The organism is Reinekea marina, from assembly GCF_030409715.1.
Taxonomy (GTDB): Bacteria; Pseudomonadota; Gammaproteobacteria; order Pseudomonadales; family Natronospirillaceae; genus Reinekea; species Reinekea marina.
Map to the genome: position 1 here is coordinate 2,658,248 of NZ_JAUFQI010000001.1, position 24,283 is coordinate 2,682,530.

The following is a 24,283-nucleotide window of genomic DNA, read 5'->3' on the forward strand; positions in this document are numbered from 1 at the left end:
AGCTATAACTCATATGTTTCTGAAAAGGACAAAACGGCGTCGACATTACCCATCAGGTGTACGCGTTTTTCGTAATTTAATTCAATGACGATAGGCTGAGAACGCTTATTAATTTTTAGATCCTTCTTTAAATCTAGTCGAATATTGTTAATTTGCATGTTCTTTTGAAGTCTATCTTTAAACTGAGATTCATCAAATCGGCCTGCGCTAAAGTCACTCAAGCTGGTCGAAATCATTTTATCTAAGGTCATGTGATCGTAATAATGGCCACTCAATTTAACGAACAAAAGCCCGAAAAAGATAACCAAAAATAGTAGAAAGGCCACACCATACAGGCTTAACCCTTGTTGTTTGCTTAATCCAGCCATGGTTTTAGCTCCTAATTAAATTATTGAATGGCGCCTGTACGAGAAAAGCTAGGATAAAAGCCCTTCCAGTGCATCCATACCACGAAAGCCTTACCTAAAATGGCGTCTTCGTCAACAAAGCCCCAAGCATTATTGCCTTTATTGCTGGCATCACCTTCGTATAAACGGCGCGTTCCTTCCCAATAGCGAGCATCGTGACTGTTATCTCTGTTATCACCCATCACAAAATATTTGCCTTCTGGCACTACAACACCTTGAATTGGCAGCCATTCATCACGTCGGCGGCTGGCAGGCGATTGATTGGTATAAATGGAGTGGTCCTGATCAAATAAATGCTCGGTATACAAATTAAATCGCTCACCGTTTACATCAACACGCTCTTCTAGCGTTTTTTCTATCAACACCCCATTGACGCGCAATTGTTTGGTGGCGTAATCGTATTGAACACGATCACCCGGTACTGCAATGACACGTTTAATGAAGTTTTTATCCGGCTCATGAGGTGGCTTAAATACAATCACTTCACCGCGTTCGGGCTGATCGACCGGAATTAACACCTTATTACTGATAGGCACACGAATACCGTATGCGAAGCGATTCACTAATATAAAATCTTTAATTTCGAGTGTAGGTCGCATAGAACCCGACGGGATTTGGAAAGGCTCAACCAAAAAACTACGCAATACAAACACAAACACTAAAATTGGAAAAAAGGCTTTGCTGTTTTCGATTAAACCTGGCTCTAAGGCACTGCGATCAACCTGATCATCAAAATTCGGAATGGTCTCTTCGGCTTTGGCCAGCAAGCGATCGCGTGCTTTTTTGGTCAGAATCTTATCAACTCCCCAAACCACACCCGAAAATACCGTTGCCCCGAGCATCAATACCGCGAAATCAAAACCCTGCTTTATGGTTTGCAATATCAGGTAACCCAATACTGCAATCAGTGCGTAACCTAAAATTCTTTCCAACCAGGTCGATTTAAATACGGTCTCTAATTGCTCGACACTGAGCGATTGACCCGATTCAATGCTTTGAAGGCGATTTCGGTAACTCCAAAAGACTAGTCCGGTTTGCGCTAATGCAAACACTAAAATCGCCAAAGACAGCGCATACAAGCTCATTTAATTTCCCTTGATATTAGTCACTCGGCTCCATTAGGGGCTAATTAGAGCACTCTGAAAAGAGCCGAGGGTCATTCCGACACGATATTTACGTTTAGTTATCTACTTTCAACACGGCTAAAAACGCTTCTTGTGGAATCGATACAGATCCCACCTGTTTCATTCGCTTTTTGCCTTCTTTTTGCTTTTGAAGCAGCTTCTTCTTACGCGAAACGTCACCACCATAGCATTTTGCGGTAACATTTTTACGCAATGCCTTTACAGTGGTACGCGCAACAACATTAGAGCCATGGGCGGCTTGAATAGCCACATCAAACATTTGACGAGGGATCAGCTCTTTCATTTTTTCACACAGTGAACGGCCGCGGCGCTGAATAGAGTCAGCATGCATAATAATAGCCAATGCATCCACTCTCTCGCCATTCACTAAAACGTCTAAGCGCGTAAGGCGTGCGGCTTCAAAACGATCAAAGCTGAAATCGAGCGACGCAAATCCACGACTGACCGATTTTAATCGATCAAAGAAATCTAAAACCACTTCAGCCATAGGAATATCGTAGGTTAGCGACACTTGTCCGCCCAAAAACTGCATATCGGTTTGTACGCCACGCTTTTCAACACACAATGTAATAACGTTACCGACGTGCTCCTGTGGCACCAAAATATTCGCTTTAACGATAGGTTCACGGAACTCTTCAATGTTATTAACCGCGGGCAATTTTGAAGGGTTATCTACATAGATCACTTCGCCATCGGATTTTAAAATTTCATACACCACGGTTGGCGCTGTGGTGATTAAATCGAGGTCATATTCTCGCTCTAAACGCTCTTGGATGATCTCCATGTGCAGCATGCCCAAGAAGCCACAACGGAAACCAAAACCCAATGCGTCTGAGCTTTCTGGCTCATAAAACAGCGAGGCATCGTTTAAGCTTAATTTTCCGAGTGCTTCACGAAACGCTTCGTAATCGTCAGAGCTGACGGGGAATAAGCCGGCATAAACCTGAGGTTTAACCTTTTTGAATCCGGGTAACTGAGCGACATCTGGCGTTGAAGCATGGGTTATTGTATCCCCTACTGGAGCGCCTTGAATTTCTTTAATAGAGGCACAGATAAAGCCCACTTCACCGGCTTTTATCTCTTTTAGTTCGTTCATTTTAGGTGTGAAAAAGCCTAGGCGATCAACAACGTGGGTTCGACCCGTGCTTTTAACACTGATTTTATCGCCCTTTTTCAGCACGCCATTCTTAACACGCACTAAGGAGACAACGCCTAGATAGTTATCGAACCATGAATCAATAATTAAGGCCTGTAAATCGGCTTCTAAATCACCCTCCGGAGGCGGAACGGCACGAACAATCTCTTCAAGGGTTTCTTCAATACCAATGCCACTTTTCGCAGATGCTTGAACCGCACCATGTGCTTCAATACCAATAATTTCTTCAATTTCAGCCGCTACTCGCTCAGGCTCTGCTTGGGGTAAATCCATTTTATTCAGGATAGGCACTACTTCTAGCCCCTGCTCAATAGCCGTATAGCAGTTTGCGACCGATTGCGCTTCTACGCCTTGAGCGGCATCTACCACCAACAATGCGCCTTCACAAGCCGACAAAGAACGCGATACTTCGTACGAAAAATCAACATGGCCGGGGGTATCAATGAAGTTTAATTGGTAGGTTTTACCGTCTTTCGCTTTATAGTCCAGCGTGACACTTTGGGCCTTAATTGTAATACCGCGCTCTCGCTCAATATCCATTGAATCGAGTACTTGCGCGGCCATTTCACGGTCTTCTAGACCACCGCAGAATTGAATAAAACGGTCAGCCAAAGTCGACTTGCCGTGGTCGATATGGGCAATAATGGAAAAGTTGCGGATATGAGATAAATCGCTGCTCACAAATGTCTTCACTTGGCTGAAAAATGGGGCGTGGAGTTTATACTATTTAGCCCCTGAACTCTATGGTTTTGCCCACGAAGTGCGGGCAAAACCATATTTTGAGGTTACTTAATGGGAATTGCCAGATAGACGATACTGTTGCCTCGGATAATTCGCACCGCAACGGCCCCATTAGCGGGCAGTTCTGACATAATTCGATCGAAATCATCTTTGGTACGAACAAACTCATTACGCATCATGGTAATGATGTCATTGGCTCGCATTCCCGCGCGTTTCGCAGGGCCCTCCAGCACTTGCTCAACCAAGACCCCATTTTTGCCACCCGCGTCTCTCACAACAATGTTTAATGGATTATCGGCTTCAGGGTTGACCGCTGACGATGAGGCCAAACTGCTTTCATTCAACACCCCGATTGTCACGCTTACTTTACGCTCTTTACCATCGCGCAAAATAGTAGCCTCAACCGTTTCACCTGGCTTAATGGCACCCACCAGCGGCGGTAAATCACTGTATCGCTGCACCGTATTGCCGTTTAGCTCAATAATGACGTCGTTGGCCTGCAAACCTGCTTTATCGGCGGGACTGTTATTGAAAACTCGGGCAACTAATGCGCCTTCTGCCCGTTCAAGCCCGAGTGATTTAGCCAATTCCAAATCATCGTTAAAGGCGGCATACATTTCTACACCTAACCAACCGCGCTGTACTTCCCCAGTTTCTACTAACTGTTCGGCAACACTCATGGCAATATTAATTGGGATCGCGAATGAAACCCCCATAAATCCGCCCGAGCGAGTGTAGATTTGTGAGTTGATACCCACTACGTCGCCGTCTAAATTAAACAGCGGACCACCAGAGTTACCCGGGTTAATAGCCACATCCGTTTGAATAAAGGGCACATAGCGATCGTTGCCGCCTAATGCACGGCCTTTGGCGCTCACTATTCCCGCTGTTACGCTGTACTCAAAATTAAAGGGTGAACCGATAGCGAGTACCCACTCACCTACTTTTAACGCATCACTGTCGCCTAAAGTGACGGCCGGAAGATCGTCGCCCTCAACCTTTAAAACGGCCACATCGCTGGCTGAGTCTGCACCAATAAGCTCAGCTTCATATTCATCGCCATTGGTTAAGCGTACGGTAATTTTATCGGCCCCCTCAACCACGTGATTATTCGTTAAAATATAACCATCTTCGCTGTAGATAAAACCAGACCCTAACCCTTGGCTCGGCTGAGGTTGGTTGTAGTTGAAATCATCGGGCAGTTGATCACCAAAGAAGTACCTGAACAGTTCAGGAACATCTTCGCGCCCTTGGGCAACCGCTTTACGAGTTGACTGGGTACTTATTTTCACCACCGAAGGTGATTGGTCTTCAACCAGCTGAGTAAAATCGGGCAAGCCGGATGACAAGGCGTATGTCATCGACGCTGAAATAAATTGTAGATTGATCAGTAGTATAAGCCGCTTGGCCATAATGCCTACTCCTGTGATACAGCACTTAGTTAGCGCTTAGAGTAAGGGCTCTACAGGAGGTTAGAAGTCGCTTTACGTCTGTTTTACAAGGTTTGTGCTAATTTGACGAAGCAATCACATTAGGCTGACGCTTACCATACACTCGCACAATCTCTGGGGTAAGTCGCGGCGTTTTTATAAACGACATACGCTGCAAAAACACGTAGCTGGCAAGGATACCGCCAACGAACCCAATCAATTGAATGGCCTCATTTAGATTTAACTTAGTGGCCAAAAACATCAAAACAAAGCCCACCATTAGAGGTGCGATATAGACGATCATCGCAACGTGAGAGACAACATCTGGGTGCATACCTAAGGTGACAGTATCTCCCACCTGCAACGATTGCTCAGTTGGAATACTGAAATGATTCTTAGCCTGCTGCTTGGTTTCATCGCCCCATTCGCTCAAAACAGCTTGTCCGCATCCCTGTTTAGCCTTACAGCTTTGACAGGCGCTTGTACGCAGTACCTCAACGATAACTTCATTGGGCTTAACGGCAACCACAGAGCCCTGTTCTTCAATCATCATGCGGGTTAAAAATCCTTAATTAGGGTCACACTTTGTGCGAGTTTCATCGCTGTTTGTTCAGGTATTTCACCAACGACAGTGACCCCCAGTTTATCACGACTGACCATAATTGCAGTGGTCGCACCCATTTTTGCCATGGTTGATTGTGAACTGGCCAAGCCTTGGCTATCAACAAAGACAGAGAAACTCGTTAACCCATCGCTGTAACTGATTTTTTCAGTCCAGCCATTGGCGCTGGCCATTGTTTGAGAGTGGTTCACTAAGAAGCCGCTGGGCACCCAAGTTAGCGTAACTTTGTCGCTCTTGACTTGGTTCGACTGATGATTGACCTGGCTCGATTGCACTAGAGCTGGCTGTTCAATTTTAGGCCGCAACTCTTGGTTCGATAAAGCGACATTCAACTCTAAGCGCGTAAACCTAAATTGCTCTAAAACTTTACCATGGCTGTCGATGATTTCAGACTGCAAAAGCATGTGCGTTTCTTTTTCTAACCAAAATCGATACTCGTAACGCCACTGATCGGAAGTTAGCTTGATAATATTTGCCATATATCCCGCCACACGATCCTCACCCACCTCGCTAGCGGTATAGGCTAGGCTAATTTGCTCCAATCCCATCTCACTGAGCTGACTAAACGGTGCTGCGGGGACAGGATGCTCAGCTGCACTTTCTGTGCCTTCAGGAAAATAGCAGGTAAGCTTCTCACCTTGGCGTAACACCTCAATCATATGGCCATCCAGCTGCCGCAACAATTCAGTTGCCGTTCCGTCGGTAAAGCGATGCACAATGCTAAACACCTGCGTATCGTCTCCTCGCCGATGCATAAACTCGCCTCGGTAATTGAGTTGCTGAACCGAGAGGCGCATTTTCTCTAACCACATCCATTCCATGGCATGCAACGGGCTGCACACCACAATCAACAGGAACATTGCGCTGACTACTCGCTTATTCATCGGCAGTTTTCACCTCTGTCCATATAAGTTCACTGGGAATAACCCCATGACCGGTCGAAAAAGATGCCTGTTCAATATGCTGTTTTAAAAAGTATTCCAGCCTCTGCTGCGCCTGGAATTGTGACGCCGATATGGCTGCGTCGGTTGGTTCTGTGCTGTTTACGCTGATTCGTGGTATATCATCGTTCAGAGAAGGCGTTTGCATCACCCAATAGCCGCTGCTAATGGCCACGGCAAACAATGCGGCCACCGATATTTTCGGCATCCAGCTTATTTTTTGAACCTCGGGTTTGGGCTCGGCAGCGCTGGCCTCTGAGTTTAGCCCCGCCTGACTGATTTCATCACCTTGCAAAACAGCTTGAGCACAAGAAACCTGATGCCATTTCTCGATGACACTGGGGTCTTCTTCCATCGCATTTAACATGCGCTGGACGTCTAATTCACTGGCTTCGCCATCTAAGAAGGCTGAAAAACTCTCATGTACTTTTGTCATTTAACAACGACCTCAACTTTGCGCGTGTAAACGGTTACGACCGGCCATAACCGACTGCATGTTAGTTTCTATAAACTCTCTTGCCCTAAAGATTCTTGAGCGCACCGTACCAATGGGCGTGCCCATAATGTGCGAGATATCTTCATAGCTCTTTCCTTCAAACTCTCGCAGCGTAATCGCAACTCGCAATTCTTCCGGTAATGTATTTAATAATTGATTCAACTCAGATTCTAATTGCCCTCGAGCGAGTAGATTATCGGGAGACTCTTCACTTTTTAAAGGCTCCGGTGTTTCTATCACCATCATGGCATCTAAGTCTTGCGCTCGATAACTCGGCTTCCGAGCAGCCGATTCAAGGTGATTCTTCGCCGTATTCGTGGCAATTCTATGCAGCCAAGTAAAAAAAGCACTGTCTCCACGAAACCCAGACAAAGCTCGATAAGCTTTCACAAAGCTTTCTTGGACAATATCCTCAACAATATCGCGCTCAGAAACGAGTTGTATAACAACCGTGGCGAGTTTGTGTTGATATTTCAACACCAGCAAATCAAACGCCCGCTTATCACCGGCTTGCGCTTTTTTAACTAGGATTAAATCAACATCGGTGGCTTCTGCCATTCCGTCTGCTCCAATTTACGAATACTTCATAGACGATGATCACTGCGAAAAGTTCCTTCAGGGTTGAAATTACCTCAGTTCGAAGAGATAAATGCAATTTCTGAGATGCACTGACCTTGCAAACTCCGTACAATCTTCGCCGATTCATGTCTTGAGTATAGAATTATGTCCGCTCGTCTTGCTACTGATGTTTTAATTGTAGGCTCTGGTGCCGCCGGTTTAACCATGGCCTTAAGCCTGCCCAGCCATATGAATATATTGGTACTCAGTAAAGGCGAATTGGGTGGCGGCTCTACAGCCTGGGCGCAAGGCGGTGTTGCTGGCGTGCTCGACGAAGTAGATTCTGTAGATCAACATGTAGAAGATACCTTAAATGCCGGTGCCGGCCTGTGCGACCCAAAAGCAGTGCGATATACCATTGAACGCTCGGCCTGTGCGATTCATTGGCTGGTCGATCAAGGTGTGCCTTTTACCATGGCCGATGGCTCTGACGCACAATTTCATTTAACCCGTGAAGGCGGCCATAGCCAACGGCGAATTATCCACGCGGCTGATGCGACCGGCATGGCGATATCTACTACCTTGATTGATCGTGTCAACCAAGCCCCGAATATTCTCGTGCTCGAGAATCACGTCGCTATAGATCTAATTACCTTAGAAAAGCTTGGCGTTACCAACGAACCGAACCGCTGCGTGGGCGCGTATGTACTCGACACAACAAAAGATGAAACCATCACCATTGGCGCTAGTTTCACTTTGTTAGCCACGGGCGGCGCCAGTAAGGCTTATTTGTTTACATCGAACCCCGATGGAGCTACCGGCGATGGCATTGCGATGGCTTGGCGCGCGGGCTGCCAAGTCGTTAATATGGAGTTTAATCAATTCCACCCTACTTGTTTGTATCACCCTAAAGCTAAATCGTTTTTAGTGTCTGAAGCGGTTCGCGGTGAAGGTGGCTTGCTTAGGTTGCCTAACGGCCAACGATTTATGCATAAGTTTGATGAACGTGCCGAATTAGCACCACGAGACATTGTTGCTCGAGCCATCGACCATGAAATGAAACGCTTGGGTGCCGACAATTTATTTTTAGACATTTCTCATAAACCAGCCAGTTTTATTAAGTCGCACTTCCCCACCATCTACAAACGGTGCCTTGAATACGGTTATGACATGACCAAAGAGCCATTACCAATTGTACCTGCGGCACACTATACCTGTGGCGGTATTCGCACTAATGAACACGGATCAACTGATTTAGTCGGGCTTTATGCCGCGGGCGAATCTGCCTATACGGGTTTACACGGCGCTAACCGTTTAGCTTCTAACTCATTACTTGAGTGCATCGTTTATGCACGAGCGGCCGCTGAACACATAGTGAGTTCGAGCTTAAAACCGTTCAACGCCGAACAGTTGCCATTGTGGGATGAATCTCGCGTCAGTGATTCCGATGAGCTCGTTGTGATTACTCATAACTGGGACGAACTGCGACGATTCATGTGGGATTACGTAGGTATTGTGCGAACCGATAAACGCTTAGAACGAGCGCAGCGCCGAGTAAAACTGCTAAAGCAAGAAATAATGGATTACTACTCAAATTATCGAGTGAATGCGGATTTATTGGAATTACGTAACTTAGTGGTGGTGGCCGAGTTGATCATTGAGTCGGCTTTATCTCGCAAGGAAAGCCGCGGTCTGCATTATACTCGCAGCCACCCACAAACGAATGACAATGCTGAAATTACGGTGTTGTCTTCAACAGAGCGTTAGCTTGTAATGCTTGAGATTGCCAAACCGTAAACGCCATGTTTAAGGCGCGCCAGCTGCTGTCACTGACCTGGTCTTTCCAGACGACTAAACGCTCTTTGCCTTGTTCGCTTTTAAGGTGCCAAAGTATAAATTGCGAAGATCGCCGACCACGCCCAGTCCATTGCCATTCACTTTCGTCGTGTTCAAAGCCAAACGTCAATTTACCCATTTGCCATGATAAACGAGAAATTGGCATGGGTCTAAAAAACCCATAACTGGCAAAAGCCATAAACCAAACTACGAAGGCAAGTAGGCCGATATATTGAGCCAACACTATTGAAAAAAGCAACCAGCCAATACAATGCACGCCCATTGGCCAGCGGCTTTTAGTTAAAGATACGTTAACCGTTGCGGGCATAGTCTAAAATTATCTCGACCATACGTTGCAGCTCGGCATCTTCACTTTTAGATTTCTGCATAAACCAATCGAACAAATCTTGATCTTCACTATCGATTAACCGGCGATATAAGAACTTATCGGCCTCATTTAGGCTGCGAAACTTATTTTCGGTAAATGGGACTAGCAAACCATCGAGTTCTAGCATGCCTCGCCGACTGTGCCACCAAAGACGTCGAATTTCTTGCTCTTCTTTTTCCTTTTGATCCACTTTCGATTACTCTACACCATTGAATATTGTCGATAGTTTACCATTTTCTAGAGTCAAACCGAGCCTTATGAACAAAATAACTCAACATCCGTTAAAACATTTAGCATCATTGTCTGTACAAGGTCACGATGCATTCACTTTTTTACAAGGCCAATGCACCCAAGATTTATCGAAGATCCCAGACTTTGGTGCGCTTCCTGGCGCATTTTGCACACCAAAAGGCCGAGTGGTTGCGAACGTTTGGCTATACAAAGTCGGAAATAATAACGAGGCTTTTGAGTTAGTGTGCCATGAAAGCATCGCTGAAGTGCTTTATAAACATCTCAAGAAATACGTCCCGTTTTTCCGTGGCACAACCATGACGGTGTCTCCCTCTGATGAGTTGCAAGCCAGTGGGCACTTAGGTTTAGGTGAAAAACCTGGGTTTATGCTTAACGAGCACATGTCTATCGAGCTTCATTCTCAACTTCCAGAGGATTCATCAGCGACGCCTTGGCAGATCGCTGAAATAGAAAACGGTGTGCTTTGGTTGAGTGACTCTCAATCTGAACAATGGATTCCGCAAAACGTTAATTTAGACAGCCTAAACGCCGTGTCATTTAGCAAGGGCTGCTATACCGGACAAGAAGTGGTTGCACGATTGCACTACAAAGGCAGCAGTAAAAAAAGACTCTTTGCGGTAAAATCAACGATAGGCTTTGCAAGCAAAAGCTTAATTAACCAAGAAGGTAAGGCCGTAGGCGATGTCATCCAACATATCGATGCAATACCTTTTAGTTTTGCTTTGGTTGTTATGAAAACAGAAGCCGCAGAGTCGCCAATTTTTGTCACAGAAAACGAGCAGGTTTCAGTAGAACTGCTACACTCATTTTAAATAGCTTCGAACGGGCATAGAAAACAGATGAGCAACATTGTAGAAACGGTCACGCAAGATATTATAGATGCGCTAAATAATGACCAGTTAACACTACCTAGCCTTCCAGAAATAGCCTTAAAGGTCAGAGATATCGCAGAGTTAGAAGACACTACGATCAATGATTTAACCGATATCATCATCCAAGATTCAGCTCTTACGGCCCGCATCATTCGGGTCGTGAACAGCCCTTTACTGCGTGCGCCTCAAGAAGTGAAAAACCTTCCTATGGCGGTGAGTCGCTTAGGCATGAACTACACGTCAAATTTAGCCATTGGTTTAGCCATGGAACAAATGTTTCAAGCCACCAGTGAAATGATCGAAAAACGCATGCGTGCCTTATGGCAGCTCACCGGTACAATTTCCACTTGGGCTTCGGTATTAGCGACCCACACCAAGATCTTACCACCCGATGAAGCCATGCTTGCGGGGTTAGTCCATCGACTGGGCGCACTGCCAATTTTAGCCTATGCCGAAGAACGGGATGACATTATTCAAGACAACATCACGTTGGGCAAAATCATTGATCGCTTGCATGGCCCACTAGGCGAAGCTATTTTAAAAAAATGGGAGTTTTCTGAAGATATCTCGCAAATTCCAAAACTGTACCGAAAAACGGATCGTGTTTCAGATGAGCCCGACTTTGTTGGCCTGATCACCTTAGCGAACTTAATCCACAACCGTGAAATCCATGCGGGGTGGGGTTTAAAAGAATGGAAAGATATTAAACTCTTCGACCAATTTCATCTTCCTGCCGATAAAGAGCACGTGATTTACAATGAACTAGAAGAAAAGGTGAAGGCGTCACGCGCTGCACTTATGTAACGTTGATCGTCGTAATCACTTCCAGATTATTAAGAATAGAGAGCGCCTGCTCTCTATTTACTCCACAAATAGCCGCTTCGGCCTTAAAATTAGCGCACACCGTTGGCCGCTCGGGTCGATCAAAAATTTTGCAATTAAATTTTTGATCTAAATGGACACAGACCACTCCGGCGGGCTTTCCACTGGGCATACCATAAAAAGGTTCATTAATGCTGGGGGCAATGCAACAGGCACCGCACCCTAATCTACATTCCATTGAACTTGCCTATAACGGGAGAATCGATAAACTGCTTCACAACGATGAGAAGGAAACAGCATGCTAAAAACAGAAACACTCGGCAGTGGACCCGATTTAATCTTTTTACACGGTCTTTTTGGTGCCGGTGATAACTGGAAAAGTATCGCACGATCTTTGAGCGAGCACTACCGCATTCATTTAATTGACTTACCAAACCATGGTCGATCTGGCTGGACAGATGACCCTTCATACCCGGCTATTGCCTCTATAATAGAAGAGTGGATTGAGTCTCAAGGCATTGACAGCTACCTATTGCTCGGTCATTCAATGGGCGGTAAAGTGGCCATGCAAATGGCGTTGAACGAACACAGTTCTCGTATCAAGAAATTGATCGTTGTTGATATTGCCCCCAAGTTTTACCCGCCGCACCACCAAAGTATTTTTAAGGCGCTGAACACACTAGATTTAACTCAACATAACAATCGCCAGGCAGTTGAATCCGAACTACGACCTTATGTAGAAGACCCAGGCATTCGCCAGTTTCTGTTAAAAAGCCTGTATAAAAAGGACGGCGTGTTAACCTGGCGTTTTAATTATTCGGTGTTGGAATCTAAATACGAAGAAATTGCTAAAGCGCCTACGGCATCGCAACCGTTCACTCTCCCGACACTTTTTATAAAGGGTATGAACAGCCAATACATCACCAAAGAAGACCAACCAGAAATAAATCGATTATTCCCAAATGCGCAAGCTAAATTGATCGAAGGCGCTGGCCACTGGCCTCATGCAGAAAAGCCAACGGCTTTTCAAAAAATCATAGAAACGTTTTTAAAATAAGGACACAACGATGGCCGGAACTAGCCTACTGACCCTGATAGATGATATAGCAACCTTACTTGACGATGTTGCCGTGATGACCAAGGTTGCCGCTAAAAAAACCGCTGGTGTATTAGGCGATGATTTAGCTTTAAATGCACAGCAAGTGACTGGCGTTAAAGCCAATAGAGAGATACCCGTCGTCTGGGCTGTTGCAAAGGGCTCTTTTTTCAATAAGTTGATACTGGTGCCATTGGCCTTAATTATCAGCGTTTTCTTACCTTGGGCGATCACGCCGTTATTGATGCTAGGTGGAGCTTATCTGTGCTTCGAAGGCGCTGAAAAAATACTGCACAAATTTTTGCACTCTAAAGAAGAAGCCGATCATCAACACAAAGCCAAATTACAAGCCGTTGCAGACCCCAACGTGAATATGGTTTCCTTTGAACGTGAAAAAGTAAAAGGCGCCATTAGAACTGATTTTATTTTGTCGGCCGAGATTATTGCCATTACCTTAGGCACCGTAGCTACGGTAAACCTCACCACTCAATTTTTTGTGTTGGCTACCATCGCAACCGTTATGACGGTGGGTGTTTATGGATTAGTTGCGGGCTTGGTCAAAGTAGATGATTTAGGTTTGTATTTAACTCAAAAGCCTGAGGCTTCCGCGTTTACTCAATCAATTGGTGCTTTATTGTTAAGTTTGGCGCCTAAAATGATGAAGTTTTTATCCATCGCTGGCACCATCGCAATGTTTTTAGTGGGCGGAGGTATTATTGCACATGGTATTCCCGCGCTTTATCACTTATTTGAAACTTGGGCCGTTGAGTTCGGATTCTTGTTAACACTGCTTAACGGAATTACCGGTTTGATCGCAGGGTTTTTATTGGTAGGTCTGTATACAGTATTTGAGAAAGTTAAAGCGCGCCTTAGCGCATAGCCTTTTCTAGTACAAATTAAAAGGCGGCGAAACAAATGTTCAGCTGCCTAATACTTTTTAACTATTAACCATAAACGCACAAGTAAGCCGTACTTACTGGCACTTGCAATTGAAACTTACTGTTAGCGGGTACATGAAACTGGGTGCCGCTTAAATAAGTGATCCAATCTTCAGTCCCTGGCAATTTCACAATTAACTCACCTTCAATGACCTTCATTAGCTCAGCGGCTTCAGTACCAAACTCATAGCGGCCTACCGACATAACACCGACTGTGGCTGGCTTATCGTGATCATCCAGCGTTAAAGATTGAACCGCTCCGGCAAAGTACTCATTATGTTTAATCATTTAATTTAATCCTAATAATAGTGTTTATTGTGCTTTTTAAGCCTCAGCTCAGAAGCGCAGAGTTGAGGTTATTCCTCGCCTAAAAAGCCACCAGTCTGATGTTGCCACAATGCGTTATAAATTCCGCCTTGTGCAATGAGTTCTTGATGCGTACCTTGCTCTACTATACGGCCTTGATCCATCACGACTAATCGATCCATCGCGGCAATTGTCGATAACCTGTGCGCGATAGCAATAACAGACTTACCTTCCATAAGTTTATAGAGGTTTTCTTGGATGGCCGCTTCTACTTCAGAATCGAGTGCTGACGTTGCCTCATCTAACACTAAAATGGGGGCGTCTTTCAACAAAGCTCTTGCTATGGCGATACGCTGGCGCTGACCTCCGGAAAGTTTTATCCCGCGCTCACCCACTTGTGCGTCGAATCCTTTTAACCCATTTGGGTCGGTCAGATCGGCAATAAAATCGAGTGCCTCGGCTTTTTTACATGCGGCTAATAGCTCATCTTCGGTTGCGTCGGGTTTGCCGTATAAGATGTTTTCTCGCACCGAGCGATGCAGCAGCATAGTATCCTGAGTCACCATACCTATTTGCGCCCGTAGAGATTCTTGTTGCACAGACGATATTTCTTGGCCATCAATTCGTATTGCGCCAGTTTCAACATCATAAAACCGCAGCAACAAATTAACCAACGTAGATTTACCCGCACCAGAGCGGCCAACCAGACCCACTTTTTCACCAGGTTTAATCTGCAAATTGAACGAATCAATAACCCCAGCACCTTTGCCATAGTGGAACCCTACTTGATCAAATTCAATGGCACCTTGATGTACATTTAACGCTGGAGCATTTGGTTTATCTTCAATTGCAATAGGCTTGCTTAATGTAGATATGCCATCAATGACGGTACCAATGTTTTCAAACAATGCCGTTACTTCCCACATGATCCAATGGCTCATGCCGTTTAAGCGCAGCGCTAAAGCCAACGCAACGGCTATAGCGCCAACTGTTATACTGCCTTGCAACCACAAATACACCGACAATGCGCCAATTGAAAACACCAAGGTGTAATTCAGCCATTCAATGCACAAGTTTAAACCCGTCACTAAACGCATTTGTTTATGAACTGTTTTTAAAAAACCATCCATACCTTCTTTGGAGTAATCGGCTTCGCGTTCGGTATGAGCGAACAACTTAACTGTTTGAATATTGGTATAGCTGTCTACGATACGGCCTGTCATCAGTGATCGAGCATCGGCTTGCTCCGCAGCGACATTTCTTAACTTTGGCACGTAATAGCGCTGAATGGTTATATAGCCTACCAACCATACCAGCATTGGAATCACCAAAATCTTTTCAGCATTACCCACTAAAAAAACCATGGTAATAAAATAAATAACCACATAAACCAATACATCCAACAGCTTCATGACGGACTCACGTACCGACAGCGAGGTTTGCATAAGCTTTGTGGCTACTCGACCTGCGAAATCGTTCTGATAAAACGATAAGCTTTGCTTAATCAAATACCGGTGCGCTTGCCATCGAATGGCCATTGGGTAGTTTCCAAGCAGCGTTTGATGCACCAACATAGAATGCAACAAGACGACACCCGGAATGACGACTAACAGTAAAATACTGATAGCTACGAGTTCGAATTGATAATCGATTAAAAACGTTTCTGGATTACTGGTGCTAAGCCAATCGATCACGACACCGATCATGCCAAACATAGACGCTTCAGCAATGGCTACGAGCGACGTCAGTAAAGAAACAAACAGAATAGGCCACCACATTCCGCGGGTGTAGTGCAAACAAAACTGAATCAGTGTTGATGGTGGCTGTTCGGGCTGTTGAGAAGGGAACGGATTTAAAATCCGTTCGAAAAAAGAGAGCATGGAACCCCTTAAAAATTTTAATCGATAAAGTTAACAACCCCAGTTTCAAGCGAATACTCTGCCCCGACCACGGTTACTCTTTCTTGCTGTACCAATTTCTCTAAAATAGGCGATGAATATCGAATGTGACCTACAGAGGCTCTAACATTGGCGCGAATGGAATATTTTTTCAATTCTTCTTCATCTTCGCTGATATTCGATTCACAAAGCGTCTCAATAACAGGACGAATACGGGAAACGATGGAATTGAGATTGTGTGATGAAGAATCAACATTTCCGCGTATGACGTCGATAGTCGACTTTATCGCACCGCAATTACTGTGCCCTAACACCACTACTAAAGGTGTACCAAACTGCTCTACCGCAAACTCAATTGACCCTACCTGAGAAGGCGCAACAATGTTGCCCGCGACACGAATCACAAACAAATCACCTAAGCCTTGGTCAAAAACGATTTCCGCTGGAACGCGCGAATCAGAACACCCTAAAATAACCGCAAAAGGTTTTTGCTCAGCAACCACAAGCTGCCTACGCTTCTCTGAAGACATTTCTTCATGCTGGCTGTTTCCAGCAACGAATCGTTCATTTCCTACTTTCAAACGCTCTAAGGCTTCAGCCGCCGTGATCATAGTAACTCCAACTTAATTCATTTTCTCTAAGATATCGCAATATGCGAACACCGCAAGACTAGAATGGTCAGAGCAATAGTGAATTTTTGGAAAAAACGATCACATACGCAGTTACAGGCTCGCATATGGACGCCAGCCTGATCTGCAACCTAATGTAACTATCTATTAAGCCGGCACGTGCACTTGACCACTCATGATAATGCGCGCACTTCGGCTCATGGTGGCTTTTGTGACTTGCCACTGGCCATTCACTTCTTTTGCTTCGGCACCAACTTTTAACGTACCCGATGGGTGTCCAAAGTTTACCGAAGCCTGTGCACCGCCGGCGGCATTGCTGACTGTGGTGCCAGGAATTGCGGCCGCAGCCCCAATGGCTACCGCGGCGGTACCCATCATAGCGTGGTGCAATTTACCCATAGACAATGCTCGCACATTAAGCTGAATATCGTAGTCGTTTACGGGGGCGCCACTGGAGCTTTTATAACTTTGAGGCGGTGCAACAAAAGCGACCTTTGGCGTATGTTGCCGTTCAGCCGCTTCTTCAATACTGGCGATCAATCCCATTTTTACGGCGCCCAAAGCACGTATTGTCTCGAACCGACTAAGGGATTTTTCATCACCATTAATGGCTTCCTGTAATTCGGTTCCTGTGTAGCCAAGCTCAGCGGCATTGAGGAAGATGGTTGGAATGCCTGCGTTTATGAAGGTGGCATTTAACACGCCACTTGCAACAATTGCTTCAGGTACTTCCAATTGGTCGATGACATTGCCCGTTGGAAACATTGACCCTTCGCCATCGGCTGGGTCTATAAATTCCACCACAATTTCAGCGGCAGGAAAGGTAACACCATCTAATAGAAAATCACCCGTTTCTTGAACCTGGCCATCGCACATTGGCACGTTCACAACGATGGTTTTTTGAATGTTAGCCTGCCAAATTCTCACTGCCGCTAAACCATTTTCAGGAATTCGATCGGCATCAACCAAGCCTTTGTGGATAGCGAATGCTCCTACCGCGGCCGTTAGGTTGCCGCAGTTTCCGCTCCAATCAATAAAAGGTTTATCAATCGCTACCTGACCAAATAAATAATCAACATCGTGGTTTGCTTGGCTACTTTTGGACACGATGACCGCTTTACTGGTGCTTGACGTGGCAGCGCCTAAACCATCGGTGTGCTTTCCGTAAGGGTCGGGGCTACCGATGACTCGCATAAGTAGTGCATCTCGTGCCGCACCGGCCTGTTGAGCATTTAGCGGCAAATCATCAAGGCTAAAGAAAACACCTTTACTGGTACCGCCGCGCATATAAGTCGCCGGTACCGTCATTTGAGGCGTGTGCTTCATAACTGTTTCCTTTTTTAATTTAACCGACTGTTGATTCTAAGAAATCTTCGGCAAAACGCTGCAGAACACCACCGGCTTTATAAACCAACACTTCATCTTTCGTATCGAGTCGGCATATAACCGGTACTTTTAGGGTGTCACCGTTACGGCGATGTATCACTAAGGTCAGTTCCGCTCTGGGTGCAGCTTCGCCTTCTACATCGAACGTTTCAGTACCATCAATGCCATAGGTTGCTCGGTTTTCACCCGGTTTAAACTCTAACGGCATCACACCCATGCCCACAAGGTTGGTACGGTGAATGCGTTCAAAGCCTTCCGCGACAATCGCTTCAACACCGGCTAATCTCACACCTTTTGCCGCCCAATCTCGCGAAGAACCTTGGCCGTAATCGGCACCAGCAATAATGATCAGCGCTTGTTTTCGTGCCATGTAAGTTTCTATCGCCTCCCACATACGCATTTCTTGGCCTTCAGGTTCAACGCGTGCGTAGGAACCTTGCTTAACTTTTCCAGCTTCTTGCACCATTTCATTTAACAGTTTTGGGTTGGCAAAGGTGGCGCGCTGAGCCGTTAGGTGATCGCCTCGGTGGGTTGCGTAAGAGTTAAAGTCTTCTTCGGGTAACCCCATTTTATGCAAGTATTCACCCGCCGCGCTTTCTCTTAAAATGGCATTAGACGGTGATAAATGGTCTGTCGTGATGTTGTCACCCAACACGGCTAACGGGCGCATACCTTTTAAAGCACGTTCCCCGGCGAGCGCACCTTCCCAATAGGGAGGACGACGAATATAAGTCGATTGCGGTCGCCAATCGTATAATGGACTGATCGATTCGCTTAACGCTGGTGTTGCGTCAAACATAGGAATATACACTTCTTGAAACTGTTCAGGCTTCACGTGTGCTTTAACAATGGCATCAATCTCTTCATCACTTGGCCAAATATCTTTGAGGCGAATTTCGTTTCCAGCGTTATCGGTACCGAGAACATCTTTTTCAATATCAAAACGAATCGTACCGGCAATGGCATAAGCAACCACCAGCGGTGGCGAGGCTAAAAAGGCTTGCTTCGCATAAGGATGAATGCGCCCATCGAAGTTACGGTTACCCGAAAGTACCGCCGTAGCGTAGAGATCACGGTCAACAATTTCTTGCTGAATGCTTGGGTCTAAGGCACCACTCATACCGTTACAGGTGGTGCAAGCAAACCCGACAATGCCAAACCCTAGTTGCTCTAATTCGGGCAACAGTTGGGCATCGTTTAAATAAAGTTCAGCAACTTTCGAGCCCGGTGCAAAGGAAGTTTTCACCCAAGGTTTGCGTTCAAGACCCAGCTCATTGGCTTTTTTAGCCAACAGTGCAGCGGCCACAACATTGCGAGGGTTACTGGTGTTAGTACAACTGGTAATGGCGGCAATAATAACGGCACCGTCTGGCATCTTGTCACTTTGCGGCTCCATTGCGCCTGAAATACCTTGCTGTGCTAAATCGGCCGTAGACACACGACGATGCGGATTTGACGGGCCTGCAATATTACGACCGACTGTTGATAAATCAAATTGCAGCACACGTTGGTATTTAACCTTGCTCATGCCATCGGCCCATAAGCCGGTGTGCTTAGCGTAATCTTCAACTAACTGAACTTGCTCTGGCTCACGCCCGGTAATTTTTAAATAGTCGATGGTTTGTTCATCAATATAAAAAATACCCGCACTGGCACCATATTCCGGTGTCATATTTGAAATGGTGGCCCTATCGCCAATGGTCAATTTAGCTGCGCCTTCGCCAAAAAATTCCAAGTAAGACGAAACCACTTTTTCATTACGCAAAAACTCAGTAATGGCTAATACGATATCGGTTGCGGTAATGCCTGGCTGACGTTCACCGGTAAGCTCCACCCCTATGATTTCAGGCAAACGCATATAGGAAGGTCGACCCAACATGACGTTCTCTGCTTCTAAACCACCCACGCCAATGGCGATGACGCCTAAGGCATCTACATGAGGGGTATGGCTATCGGTACCGACTAAGGTATCGGGGAAGGCCACGCCATCAACATGGTGAATCACCGGCGACATTTTTTCTAAATTAATTTGATGCATGATGCCGTTGCCTGGCTGAATCACATCGACATTTTTAAAGGCTTTTTTTGTCCAGTTAATAAAATGGAAACGATCTTCATTGCGGCGGTTTTCGATAGCACGGTTTTTATCAAAGGCATCTTTTTCAAAACCTGCGTGTTCAACAGCCAAAGAATGGTCAACAATAAGTTGCGTAGGTACCACAGGGTTAACCAAGGCAGGGTCGCCACCGCGCTCGGCAATGGCATCTCGTAGGCCTGCTAAATCGACTAACGCGGTTTGGCCTAAAATGTCATGGCACACAACGCGGGCTGGGTACCATGGAAAATCTAAGTCTTGTTTGTTGTCTATAATTTGCTTAAGCGAATCGGTTAAGGCTTCTGGCGGACACTTACGTACTAGGTTTTCAGCTAACAGTTTTGAAGTATAAGGCAAGGTGTCGTATGCGCCCGGTTTTATTGATTCTACGGCTTCACGAGTATCGTAAAAATCGACACTCGCGCCCGGTAATTGCTTTCGAAATTCAGTATTCATAATGTGTCCAAAATAAATGAATGAACCTAAACAACAAAGCCACCGATAACGGCAGCTTTGTATTTTGGTTTAGCGTTCAGAAATGGGTTGATATTTGCGAGGCTCTTCACCAATGTAATCGGCATTCGGACGAATGATTCGATTATTTGCACGCTGCTCTTTAATGTGAGCCGTCCAACCTGCAACACGTGACATAACAAAAATAGGCGTGAACAAATCGGTCGGGATACCCATGTGGTGATAGGCCGAGGCATGGTAAAAATCCGCGTTTGGAAACAATTCTTTTTCACGCCACATCACTTTTTCACAACGCTCAGAGATATCGTATAAACGCGTATCACCCACCTCTTCGCTGATCTTCTTCGCCCATTCTTGAATGACGACACTGCGTGGATCACTGGTGCGATACACGGCGTGGCCAAAGCCCATAATTTTATCTTTGGCCGCTAACATGGCCATTAAACCTTTCTCGGCATCATCCGGGTCTGTAAATGAACTGATTAACGCCATGGCTGCTTCGTTTGCACCACCATGCAGTGGGCCTCTGAGCGTTCCAATCGCACCCGTAACGGCACTGTAGATATCGGTTAAGGTGCTCGCAGCAACTCGGGAGGCAAACGTCGAAGCATTGAATTCATGCTCAGCATATAAAATGAGCGACACTTGCATGGCATTAATATGCAACTCGCTTGGTTTAGTTTGAGAAAGTAACGTTAAGAAATGCTCAGCAATAGAGTCGGCGTTTGAATCGGTATCAATTTTTTTGTTGCTGAAATGAAAGTGGTACCAGTAATTCATAATGCCTGGGAATTTGGCCAGCATATTCACAATGTGCTCGTCTTGCTCGGCAAAACTTTGCTCGGGTTGTAACACCCCTAAAGCCGAACAACCGGTACGCATCACATCCATTGGGTGCGCCGTTTTAGGAATGCGTTCTAATATTTCTCGAAGTGCCACCGGCAATTCACGTTGCTGTTTCAAATTTTGCTTGAAGGTATCGAGCTCGGACTGTGACGGTAGCTCACCATGTTGCAGCAAAAATGCGACTTCTTCAAAGGTGGCGTTGGCGGCTAAATCGGCCACATCATAACCGCAATAGGTTAAACCACTGCCACTGACACCCACGGTACACAGTGCTGTTTCGCCAGCGACTTGACCGCGCAAGCCTGCCGTTGACGTTGATTTTTGAACCATGATGTTCTCCTTATTTTTGTATGAGTATTAGATCAAAACGGATCGTTATTTTTTAGTGAACAGTGCGTCTAGCTTTTGTTCAAATTCGTGATAATTCAGCACATCGTATAAGTCCATACGTGTTTGCATGGTGTCGACAACCGCTTTTTGATCGCCATTTTCGTGAATGCTGCTGTAAACATTCAGCGCCGCTAAGCTCATCGCACGGAAGGCACTTAAGGGGTAAAGCACCATGGCACAGCCCACCTCGCCTAATTCTTTTTGGTTGTACAAAGGCGTTTGCCCAAACTCAGTAATGTTCGCTAGGACAGGTACATCGAGCGCATCGGTGAAGGCTTTATAGTCTTCTAAGGTATGAACCGCTTCAGCGAAAATGCCATCCGCTCCGGCTTCAACACAGGCTTTTGCACGATCAAGTGCGGCTTCTAACCCTTCTTGAGCAAAGGCATCGGTACGCGCCATGATAAAAAAGTTTTCATCCACGCGAGCATCAACACAGGCTTTAATGCGATCGACCATTTCTTCTTTACTGACAATCTCTTTATTCGGACGATGTCCGCAGCGTTTTTGTGCAACCTGATCTTCAATGTGAACCGCCGCAACGCCTGCACGTTCCATCTCTTGAATGGTACGAGCAATGTTAAACGCGCCGCCCCAACCCGTATCGATATCAACCAATAGCGGTAAATCACAAGCCGCTGTGATACGACGTGCATCTTCAACAACATCGTTCATAGAAGTAACGCCTAAATCGGGTAGCCCAAAAGAAGCATTAGCCACACCACCACCCGATAAATATATTGCGCTGTGCCCTGCTCGCTTAGCTAACATGGCAGTGTAGGCATTAACCGCGCCAACGATTTGGAGTGGTGAGTGGGCTGCTAGAGCTTGACGAAATTTTAAACCTGCGCTCATGGGGAATCCTCTTAATGTTGTATGTCGTTCGACGAAAGCAAAAGTTGCTTAGCCGCTTGAATGTGTCGCTTCATCAGTAAGGCGGCCAATTCACCGTCTCGATTTGATAAAGCCTGAAAAATGCGCTGATGCTCTTCTAACGCCTTCGACGGACGACTGCGTTGGTGTGCTGATTGATAACGGTACATTCTTACGCGGTGATACAATTCATCGCATAATAAACGAATAAGCCATTGGTTTTCTGAACACTGAATGATAAAAAAATGAAAATCTAAATCAGGATCTTGGTCAATATAGGTTTGACCATCATTACTGTCTAAATAGGCTTTATGGCGCTCCAGTATAGACTGTAATTCCGTCAACTTAGCGTCACTCATATTCCTAGCGGCCAACTCACAGGCCAACGCTTCCAAGTTTTCACGCAGCTGGTAAATCTCAAGGATTTCACGTTCATCAAAGGCAATGACTTGCGCGCCAACATTTGGCACTTTAGTGATCATTTTACGGGCTTCTAATTTATGAATTGCCTCACGCAAAGGCCCACGCCCTACCCCGAGCTCTACCGCCAATTCAGTCTCCCGAAGGCGAGCATTGGGGGCTAAATCACCCTTCACAATAGCTTCTAACAGATACTGATAAACTTTCTCAACACTGGATAAATCAGCCATATTGTTAACAATCACTAATATTTTCAGGCAAAAATACGCTTTTAATCCTAAAATTACAACAATTTTGTTAACAATACATAAAGTGGAGGTGAGGGAAGAATCTGTTAAACGGCTCAGTTAAAGAATGCAGGCCACGTAAATGCCTATGATGATTAGTGGTTTGAAAGCCAATGGATGGGCAATAAGGATTCGAAGGGTTACTTAAGTTTTTTGGTTCTTAGGTACGGCCTATAGAGTAAGACTCATTAACATTGGAGCACCCTTGGCGCTTTCATGGGATATTTGCGTAAACCCTATCTGCCGATATAAATGAATGGCCTGGGCATTTTGCGGCATCACTTCGAGAAACAAAGCACTTAAACTAGCCGATTTACAGGTGCTTAGTAAGACATTCATTAGCAGAGCACCAAAGCCTTTATTCTGATACTCAGGCTTAACGTACATTTGAATTATTTCGCCCGAATTTAGTTGACGCTCTGTTTCAAAGGTAACACCGCAAATACCCACCAGCTGCTCACCATCAAACGCGCCAAACATAAGCCCTTGATTTGATTGCTCTTCGATGATTCGTTCAAAATACAATTTATCCAGACTTAATTGCTGTTCATAGCCAACCCCAAAATGCTCAGGGTAGCGTTTTAATGCTTCGAGCCGTAGTGACCGATATCTTAAAGCATCCTCTGATTGCAATATCCGAATCAAATTAAATTCCTCAAGTTCAACTAGGTACTCACTTAAAATTGACTTGTTTTACATGAGGATTATCAATGGTTACCTCTAATGATTTGATCGATCCAATTTCCTGTAAAAAAACAGAATCGTCTAACGTCAACTTTACGCACTCCGCGTTCGCCTCATTGCGCACAGTATCCAAGGCCGTACCCAAGATAACGTCACCCGTTACCAATGTTAATTTAACTGGGTACCGAAACATGCAAACAATTTCAATGTAATCGTGGTACTCACAACTCAACATTACCACCCCTTCTTTAAATTAAATGCTGATGAATAAAGCCCACGTTGTCTTTTAACCCAA

The 24,283-nt window shown here is 45.5% G+C and carries 28 protein-coding genes; 5 read left to right on the forward strand and 23 right to left on the reverse strand.

The features are described 5' to 3' along the window. Positions 1–2: 2 nt before the first annotated feature. The 9 genes from QWZ13_RS14485 to QWZ13_RS14525 form a co-directional block, all read right to left on the reverse strand. Entirely contained in the window at positions 3–368 is a 366-nt protein-coding gene (locus QWZ13_RS14485; protein ID WP_290282411.1) for a DUF4845 domain-containing protein, read from the reverse strand. Between the two features lie 20 nt (positions 369–388). Next, the gene (gene lepB / locus QWZ13_RS14490) at positions 389–1,492 is read right to left on the reverse strand and encodes a signal peptidase I (protein ID WP_290282412.1); all 1,104 of its coding nucleotides are present in this window, start codon (positions 1,490–1,492) and stop codon (positions 389–391) included. A 94-nt stretch (positions 1,493–1,586) separates the two neighbouring features. Continuing rightward, on the reverse strand, positions 1,587–3,389 hold the full coding sequence (lepA, locus tag QWZ13_RS14495; protein ID WP_216001493.1) for a translation elongation factor 4: 1,803 nt from the start codon (positions 3,387–3,389) through the stop codon (positions 1,587–1,589). Between the two features lie 104 nt (positions 3,390–3,493). Continuing rightward, the gene (locus QWZ13_RS14500; protein WP_290282413.1) at positions 3,494–4,861 is read right to left on the reverse strand and encodes a DegQ family serine endoprotease; all 1,368 of its coding nucleotides are present in this window, start codon (positions 4,859–4,861) and stop codon (positions 3,494–3,496) included. Between the two features lie 97 nt (positions 4,862–4,958). Continuing rightward, the gene (locus tag QWZ13_RS14505; protein WP_216001491.1) at positions 4,959–5,432 is read right to left on the reverse strand and encodes a SoxR reducing system RseC family protein; all 474 of its coding nucleotides are present in this window, start codon (positions 5,430–5,432) and stop codon (positions 4,959–4,961) included. A gap of 5 nt (positions 5,433–5,437) precedes the next feature. Further along, a complete protein-coding gene (locus QWZ13_RS14510) occupies positions 5,438–6,385 on the reverse strand; it encodes a MucB/RseB C-terminal domain-containing protein (RefSeq protein ID WP_290282414.1) in 948 nt (315 codons plus the stop codon). Further along, positions 6,378–6,878, reverse strand: a complete 501-nt coding sequence (locus QWZ13_RS14515; protein ID WP_290282415.1) for a sigma-E factor negative regulatory protein — start codon at positions 6,876–6,878, stop codon at positions 6,378–6,380. The genes QWZ13_RS14510 and QWZ13_RS14515 overlap by 8 nt, the downstream gene beginning before the upstream one ends. Before the next feature lie 12 nt (positions 6,879–6,890). Next, positions 6,891–7,496, reverse strand: a complete 606-nt coding sequence (locus QWZ13_RS14520; protein ID WP_290282417.1) for a sigma-70 family RNA polymerase sigma factor — start codon at positions 7,494–7,496, stop codon at positions 6,891–6,893. After that, positions 7,474–7,644 (reverse strand): hypothetical protein, encoded by a 171-nt coding sequence (locus tag QWZ13_RS14525; protein ID WP_290282418.1) that lies wholly within the window; start codon positions 7,642–7,644, stop codon positions 7,474–7,476. The genes QWZ13_RS14520 and QWZ13_RS14525 overlap by 23 nt, the downstream gene beginning before the upstream one ends. 17 nt (positions 7,645–7,661) lie before the next feature. Here QWZ13_RS14525 and nadB point away from each other — a divergent pair, with 17 nt between their 5' ends. Beyond that, positions 7,662–9,263 carry an L-aspartate oxidase gene (gene nadB / locus QWZ13_RS14530; protein WP_290282419.1) on the forward strand — a complete coding sequence of 534 codons (1,602 nt, stop codon included), beginning with the start codon at positions 7,662–7,664 and terminating at the stop codon, positions 9,261–9,263. Here nadB and QWZ13_RS14535 read toward each other — a convergent pair. Together QWZ13_RS14535 and QWZ13_RS14540 are read right to left on the reverse strand one after the other, a co-directional pair. After that, a complete protein-coding gene (locus tag QWZ13_RS14535; RefSeq protein ID WP_290282420.1) occupies positions 9,235–9,660 on the reverse strand; it encodes a protein YgfX in 426 nt (141 codons plus the stop codon). The genes nadB and QWZ13_RS14535 overlap by 29 nt on opposite strands. Then, entirely contained in the window at positions 9,644–9,910 is a 267-nt protein-coding gene (locus tag QWZ13_RS14540) for an FAD assembly factor SdhE (RefSeq protein ID WP_290282421.1), read from the reverse strand. The genes QWZ13_RS14535 and QWZ13_RS14540 overlap by 17 nt, the downstream gene beginning before the upstream one ends. Positions 9,911–9,929: 19 nt before the next feature. Between QWZ13_RS14540 and ygfZ the strand changes: the two genes are divergently transcribed. Both ygfZ and QWZ13_RS14550 read left to right on the forward strand, forming a co-directional pair. Continuing rightward, positions 9,930–10,784: a CAF17-like 4Fe-4S cluster assembly/insertion protein YgfZ gene (gene ygfZ, locus QWZ13_RS14545; RefSeq protein ID WP_290282422.1), complete on the forward strand. Its 855-nt coding sequence runs from the start codon at positions 9,930–9,932 to the stop codon at positions 10,782–10,784. 27 nt (positions 10,785–10,811) lie between these two features. Beyond that, positions 10,812–11,648, forward strand: coding sequence for an HDOD domain-containing protein (locus QWZ13_RS14550; protein WP_216001484.1), 837 nt, complete (start codon positions 10,812–10,814; stop codon positions 11,646–11,648). Here the strand turns inward: QWZ13_RS14550 and QWZ13_RS14555 are convergent. Further along, a complete protein-coding gene (locus tag QWZ13_RS14555) occupies positions 11,641–11,904 on the reverse strand; it encodes a YkgJ family cysteine cluster protein (protein ID WP_290282423.1) in 264 nt (87 codons plus the stop codon). The two genes, QWZ13_RS14550 and QWZ13_RS14555, sit on opposite strands and share 8 nt — an antisense overlap. Positions 11,905–11,964: 60 nt before the next feature. Here QWZ13_RS14555 and QWZ13_RS14560 point away from each other — a divergent pair, with 60 nt between their 5' ends. Together QWZ13_RS14560 and QWZ13_RS14565 are read left to right on the forward strand one after the other, a co-directional pair. Continuing rightward, positions 11,965–12,723: an alpha/beta fold hydrolase gene (locus QWZ13_RS14560; RefSeq protein WP_290282424.1), complete on the forward strand. Its 759-nt coding sequence runs from the start codon at positions 11,965–11,967 to the stop codon at positions 12,721–12,723. A 10-nt stretch (positions 12,724–12,733) separates the two neighbouring features. Further along, the gene (locus QWZ13_RS14565) at positions 12,734–13,642 is read left to right on the forward strand and encodes a DUF808 domain-containing protein (RefSeq protein ID WP_290282425.1); all 909 of its coding nucleotides are present in this window, start codon (positions 12,734–12,736) and stop codon (positions 13,640–13,642) included. A 64-nt stretch (positions 13,643–13,706) separates the two neighbouring features. On the opposite strand, the gene ppnP is transcribed toward QWZ13_RS14565, so the two are convergent. The 11 genes from ppnP to QWZ13_RS14620 form a co-directional block, all read right to left on the reverse strand. Continuing rightward, the gene (gene ppnP / locus QWZ13_RS14570) at positions 13,707–13,988 is read right to left on the reverse strand and encodes a pyrimidine/purine nucleoside phosphorylase (protein WP_290282426.1); all 282 of its coding nucleotides are present in this window, start codon (positions 13,986–13,988) and stop codon (positions 13,707–13,709) included. Between the two features lie 68 nt (positions 13,989–14,056). Continuing rightward, positions 14,057–15,886, reverse strand: a complete 1,830-nt coding sequence (locus tag QWZ13_RS14575) for an ABC transporter ATP-binding protein (protein ID WP_290282427.1) — start codon at positions 15,884–15,886, stop codon at positions 14,057–14,059. Between the two features lie 17 nt (positions 15,887–15,903). Continuing rightward, a complete protein-coding gene (locus tag QWZ13_RS14580; RefSeq protein ID WP_290282428.1) occupies positions 15,904–16,515 on the reverse strand; it encodes a carbonic anhydrase in 612 nt (203 codons plus the stop codon). A 67-nt stretch (positions 16,516–16,582) separates the two neighbouring features. Then, entirely contained in the window at positions 16,583–16,756 is a 174-nt protein-coding gene (locus tag QWZ13_RS14585) for a hypothetical protein (protein WP_290282429.1), read from the reverse strand. Continuing rightward, the gene (gene prpF, locus QWZ13_RS14590; protein ID WP_290282430.1) at positions 16,681–17,859 is read right to left on the reverse strand and encodes a 2-methylaconitate cis-trans isomerase PrpF; all 1,179 of its coding nucleotides are present in this window, start codon (positions 17,857–17,859) and stop codon (positions 16,681–16,683) included. The genes QWZ13_RS14585 and prpF overlap by 76 nt, the downstream gene beginning before the upstream one ends. 19 nt (positions 17,860–17,878) lie before the next feature. Continuing rightward, positions 17,879–20,470: a Fe/S-dependent 2-methylisocitrate dehydratase AcnD gene (gene acnD, locus QWZ13_RS14595; RefSeq protein WP_290282431.1), complete on the reverse strand. Its 2,592-nt coding sequence runs from the start codon at positions 20,468–20,470 to the stop codon at positions 17,879–17,881. Between the two features lie 69 nt (positions 20,471–20,539). Continuing rightward, positions 20,540–21,664, reverse strand: coding sequence for a bifunctional 2-methylcitrate synthase/citrate synthase (gene prpC, locus QWZ13_RS14600; RefSeq protein WP_290282432.1), 1,125 nt, complete (start codon positions 21,662–21,664; stop codon positions 20,540–20,542). Between the two features lie 45 nt (positions 21,665–21,709). Further along, positions 21,710–22,579, reverse strand: coding sequence for a methylisocitrate lyase (prpB, locus tag QWZ13_RS14605; protein ID WP_290282433.1), 870 nt, complete (start codon positions 22,577–22,579; stop codon positions 21,710–21,712). An 11-nt stretch (positions 22,580–22,590) separates the two neighbouring features. Next, on the reverse strand, positions 22,591–23,262 hold the full coding sequence (locus tag QWZ13_RS14610) for a GntR family transcriptional regulator (RefSeq protein ID WP_290282434.1): 672 nt from the start codon (positions 23,260–23,262) through the stop codon (positions 22,591–22,593). Between the two features lie 213 nt (positions 23,263–23,475). Further along, positions 23,476–23,949 (reverse strand): GNAT family N-acetyltransferase, encoded by a 474-nt coding sequence (locus QWZ13_RS14615; protein WP_290282435.1) that lies wholly within the window; start codon positions 23,947–23,949, stop codon positions 23,476–23,478. Positions 23,950–23,977: 28 nt separating this feature from the next. Next, complete coding sequence (locus tag QWZ13_RS14620) at positions 23,978–24,223, reverse strand: Rho-binding antiterminator (protein WP_290282437.1); 246 nt, start codon at positions 24,221–24,223, stop codon at positions 23,978–23,980. Between the last annotated feature and the right edge of the window lie 60 nt (positions 24,224–24,283).

Bases quoted from the DNA above. Each gene is read 5' to 3' on its own strand.
- QWZ13_RS14485 (WP_290282411.1), bottom strand. From the start codon at position 368: ATGGCTGGATTAAGCAAACAACAAGGGTTAAGCCTGTATGGTGTGGCC.
- lepB (WP_290282412.1), bottom strand. From the start codon at position 1,492: ATGAGCTTGTATGCGCTGTCTTTGGCGATTTTAGTGTTTGCATTAGCG.
- QWZ13_RS14500 (WP_290282413.1), bottom strand. From the start codon at position 4,861: ATGGCCAAGCGGCTTATACTACTGATCAATCTACAATTTATTTCAGCG.
- QWZ13_RS14505 (WP_216001491.1), bottom strand. From the start codon at position 5,432: ATGATGATTGAAGAACAGGGCTCTGTGGTTGCCGTTAAGCCCAATGAA.
- QWZ13_RS14510 (WP_290282414.1), bottom strand. From the start codon at position 6,385: ATGAATAAGCGAGTAGTCAGCGCAATGTTCCTGTTGATTGTGGTGTGC.
- QWZ13_RS14515 (WP_290282415.1), bottom strand. From the start codon at position 6,878: ATGACAAAAGTACATGAGAGTTTTTCAGCCTTCTTAGATGGCGAAGCC.
- QWZ13_RS14520 (WP_290282417.1), bottom strand. From the start codon at position 7,496: ATGGCAGAAGCCACCGATGTTGATTTAATCCTAGTTAAAAAAGCGCAA.
- QWZ13_RS14525 (WP_290282418.1), bottom strand. From the start codon at position 7,644: ATGAATCGGCGAAGATTGTACGGAGTTTGCAAGGTCAGTGCATCTCAG.
- nadB (WP_290282419.1), top strand. From the start codon at position 7,662: ATGTCCGCTCGTCTTGCTACTGATGTTTTAATTGTAGGCTCTGGTGCC.
- QWZ13_RS14535 (WP_290282420.1), bottom strand. From the start codon at position 9,660: ATGCCCGCAACGGTTAACGTATCTTTAACTAAAAGCCGCTGGCCAATG.
- QWZ13_RS14550 (WP_216001484.1), top strand. From the start codon at position 10,812: ATGAGCAACATTGTAGAAACGGTCACGCAAGATATTATAGATGCGCTA.
- QWZ13_RS14555 (WP_290282423.1), bottom strand. From the start codon at position 11,904: ATGGAATGTAGATTAGGGTGCGGTGCCTGTTGCATTGCCCCCAGCATT.
- QWZ13_RS14560 (WP_290282424.1), top strand. From the start codon at position 11,965: ATGCTAAAAACAGAAACACTCGGCAGTGGACCCGATTTAATCTTTTTA.
- QWZ13_RS14565 (WP_290282425.1), top strand. From the start codon at position 12,734: ATGGCCGGAACTAGCCTACTGACCCTGATAGATGATATAGCAACCTTA.
- ppnP (WP_290282426.1), bottom strand. From the start codon at position 13,988: ATGATTAAACATAATGAGTACTTTGCCGGAGCGGTTCAATCTTTAACG.
- QWZ13_RS14575 (WP_290282427.1), bottom strand. From the start codon at position 15,886: ATGCTCTCTTTTTTCGAACGGATTTTAAATCCGTTCCCTTCTCAACAG.
- QWZ13_RS14580 (WP_290282428.1), bottom strand. From the start codon at position 16,515: ATGATCACGGCGGCTGAAGCCTTAGAGCGTTTGAAAGTAGGAAATGAA.
- prpF (WP_290282430.1), bottom strand. From the start codon at position 17,859: ATGAAGCACACGCCTCAAATGACGGTACCGGCGACTTATATGCGCGGC.
- acnD (WP_290282431.1), bottom strand. From the start codon at position 20,470: ATGAATACTGAATTTCGAAAGCAATTACCGGGCGCGAGTGTCGATTTT.
- prpC (WP_290282432.1), bottom strand. From the start codon at position 21,664: ATGGTTCAAAAATCAACGTCAACGGCAGGCTTGCGCGGTCAAGTCGCT.
- prpB (WP_290282433.1), bottom strand. From the start codon at position 22,579: ATGAGCGCAGGTTTAAAATTTCGTCAAGCTCTAGCAGCCCACTCACCA.
- QWZ13_RS14620 (WP_290282437.1), bottom strand. From the start codon at position 24,223: ATGTTGAGTTGTGAGTACCACGATTACATTGAAATTGTTTGCATGTTT.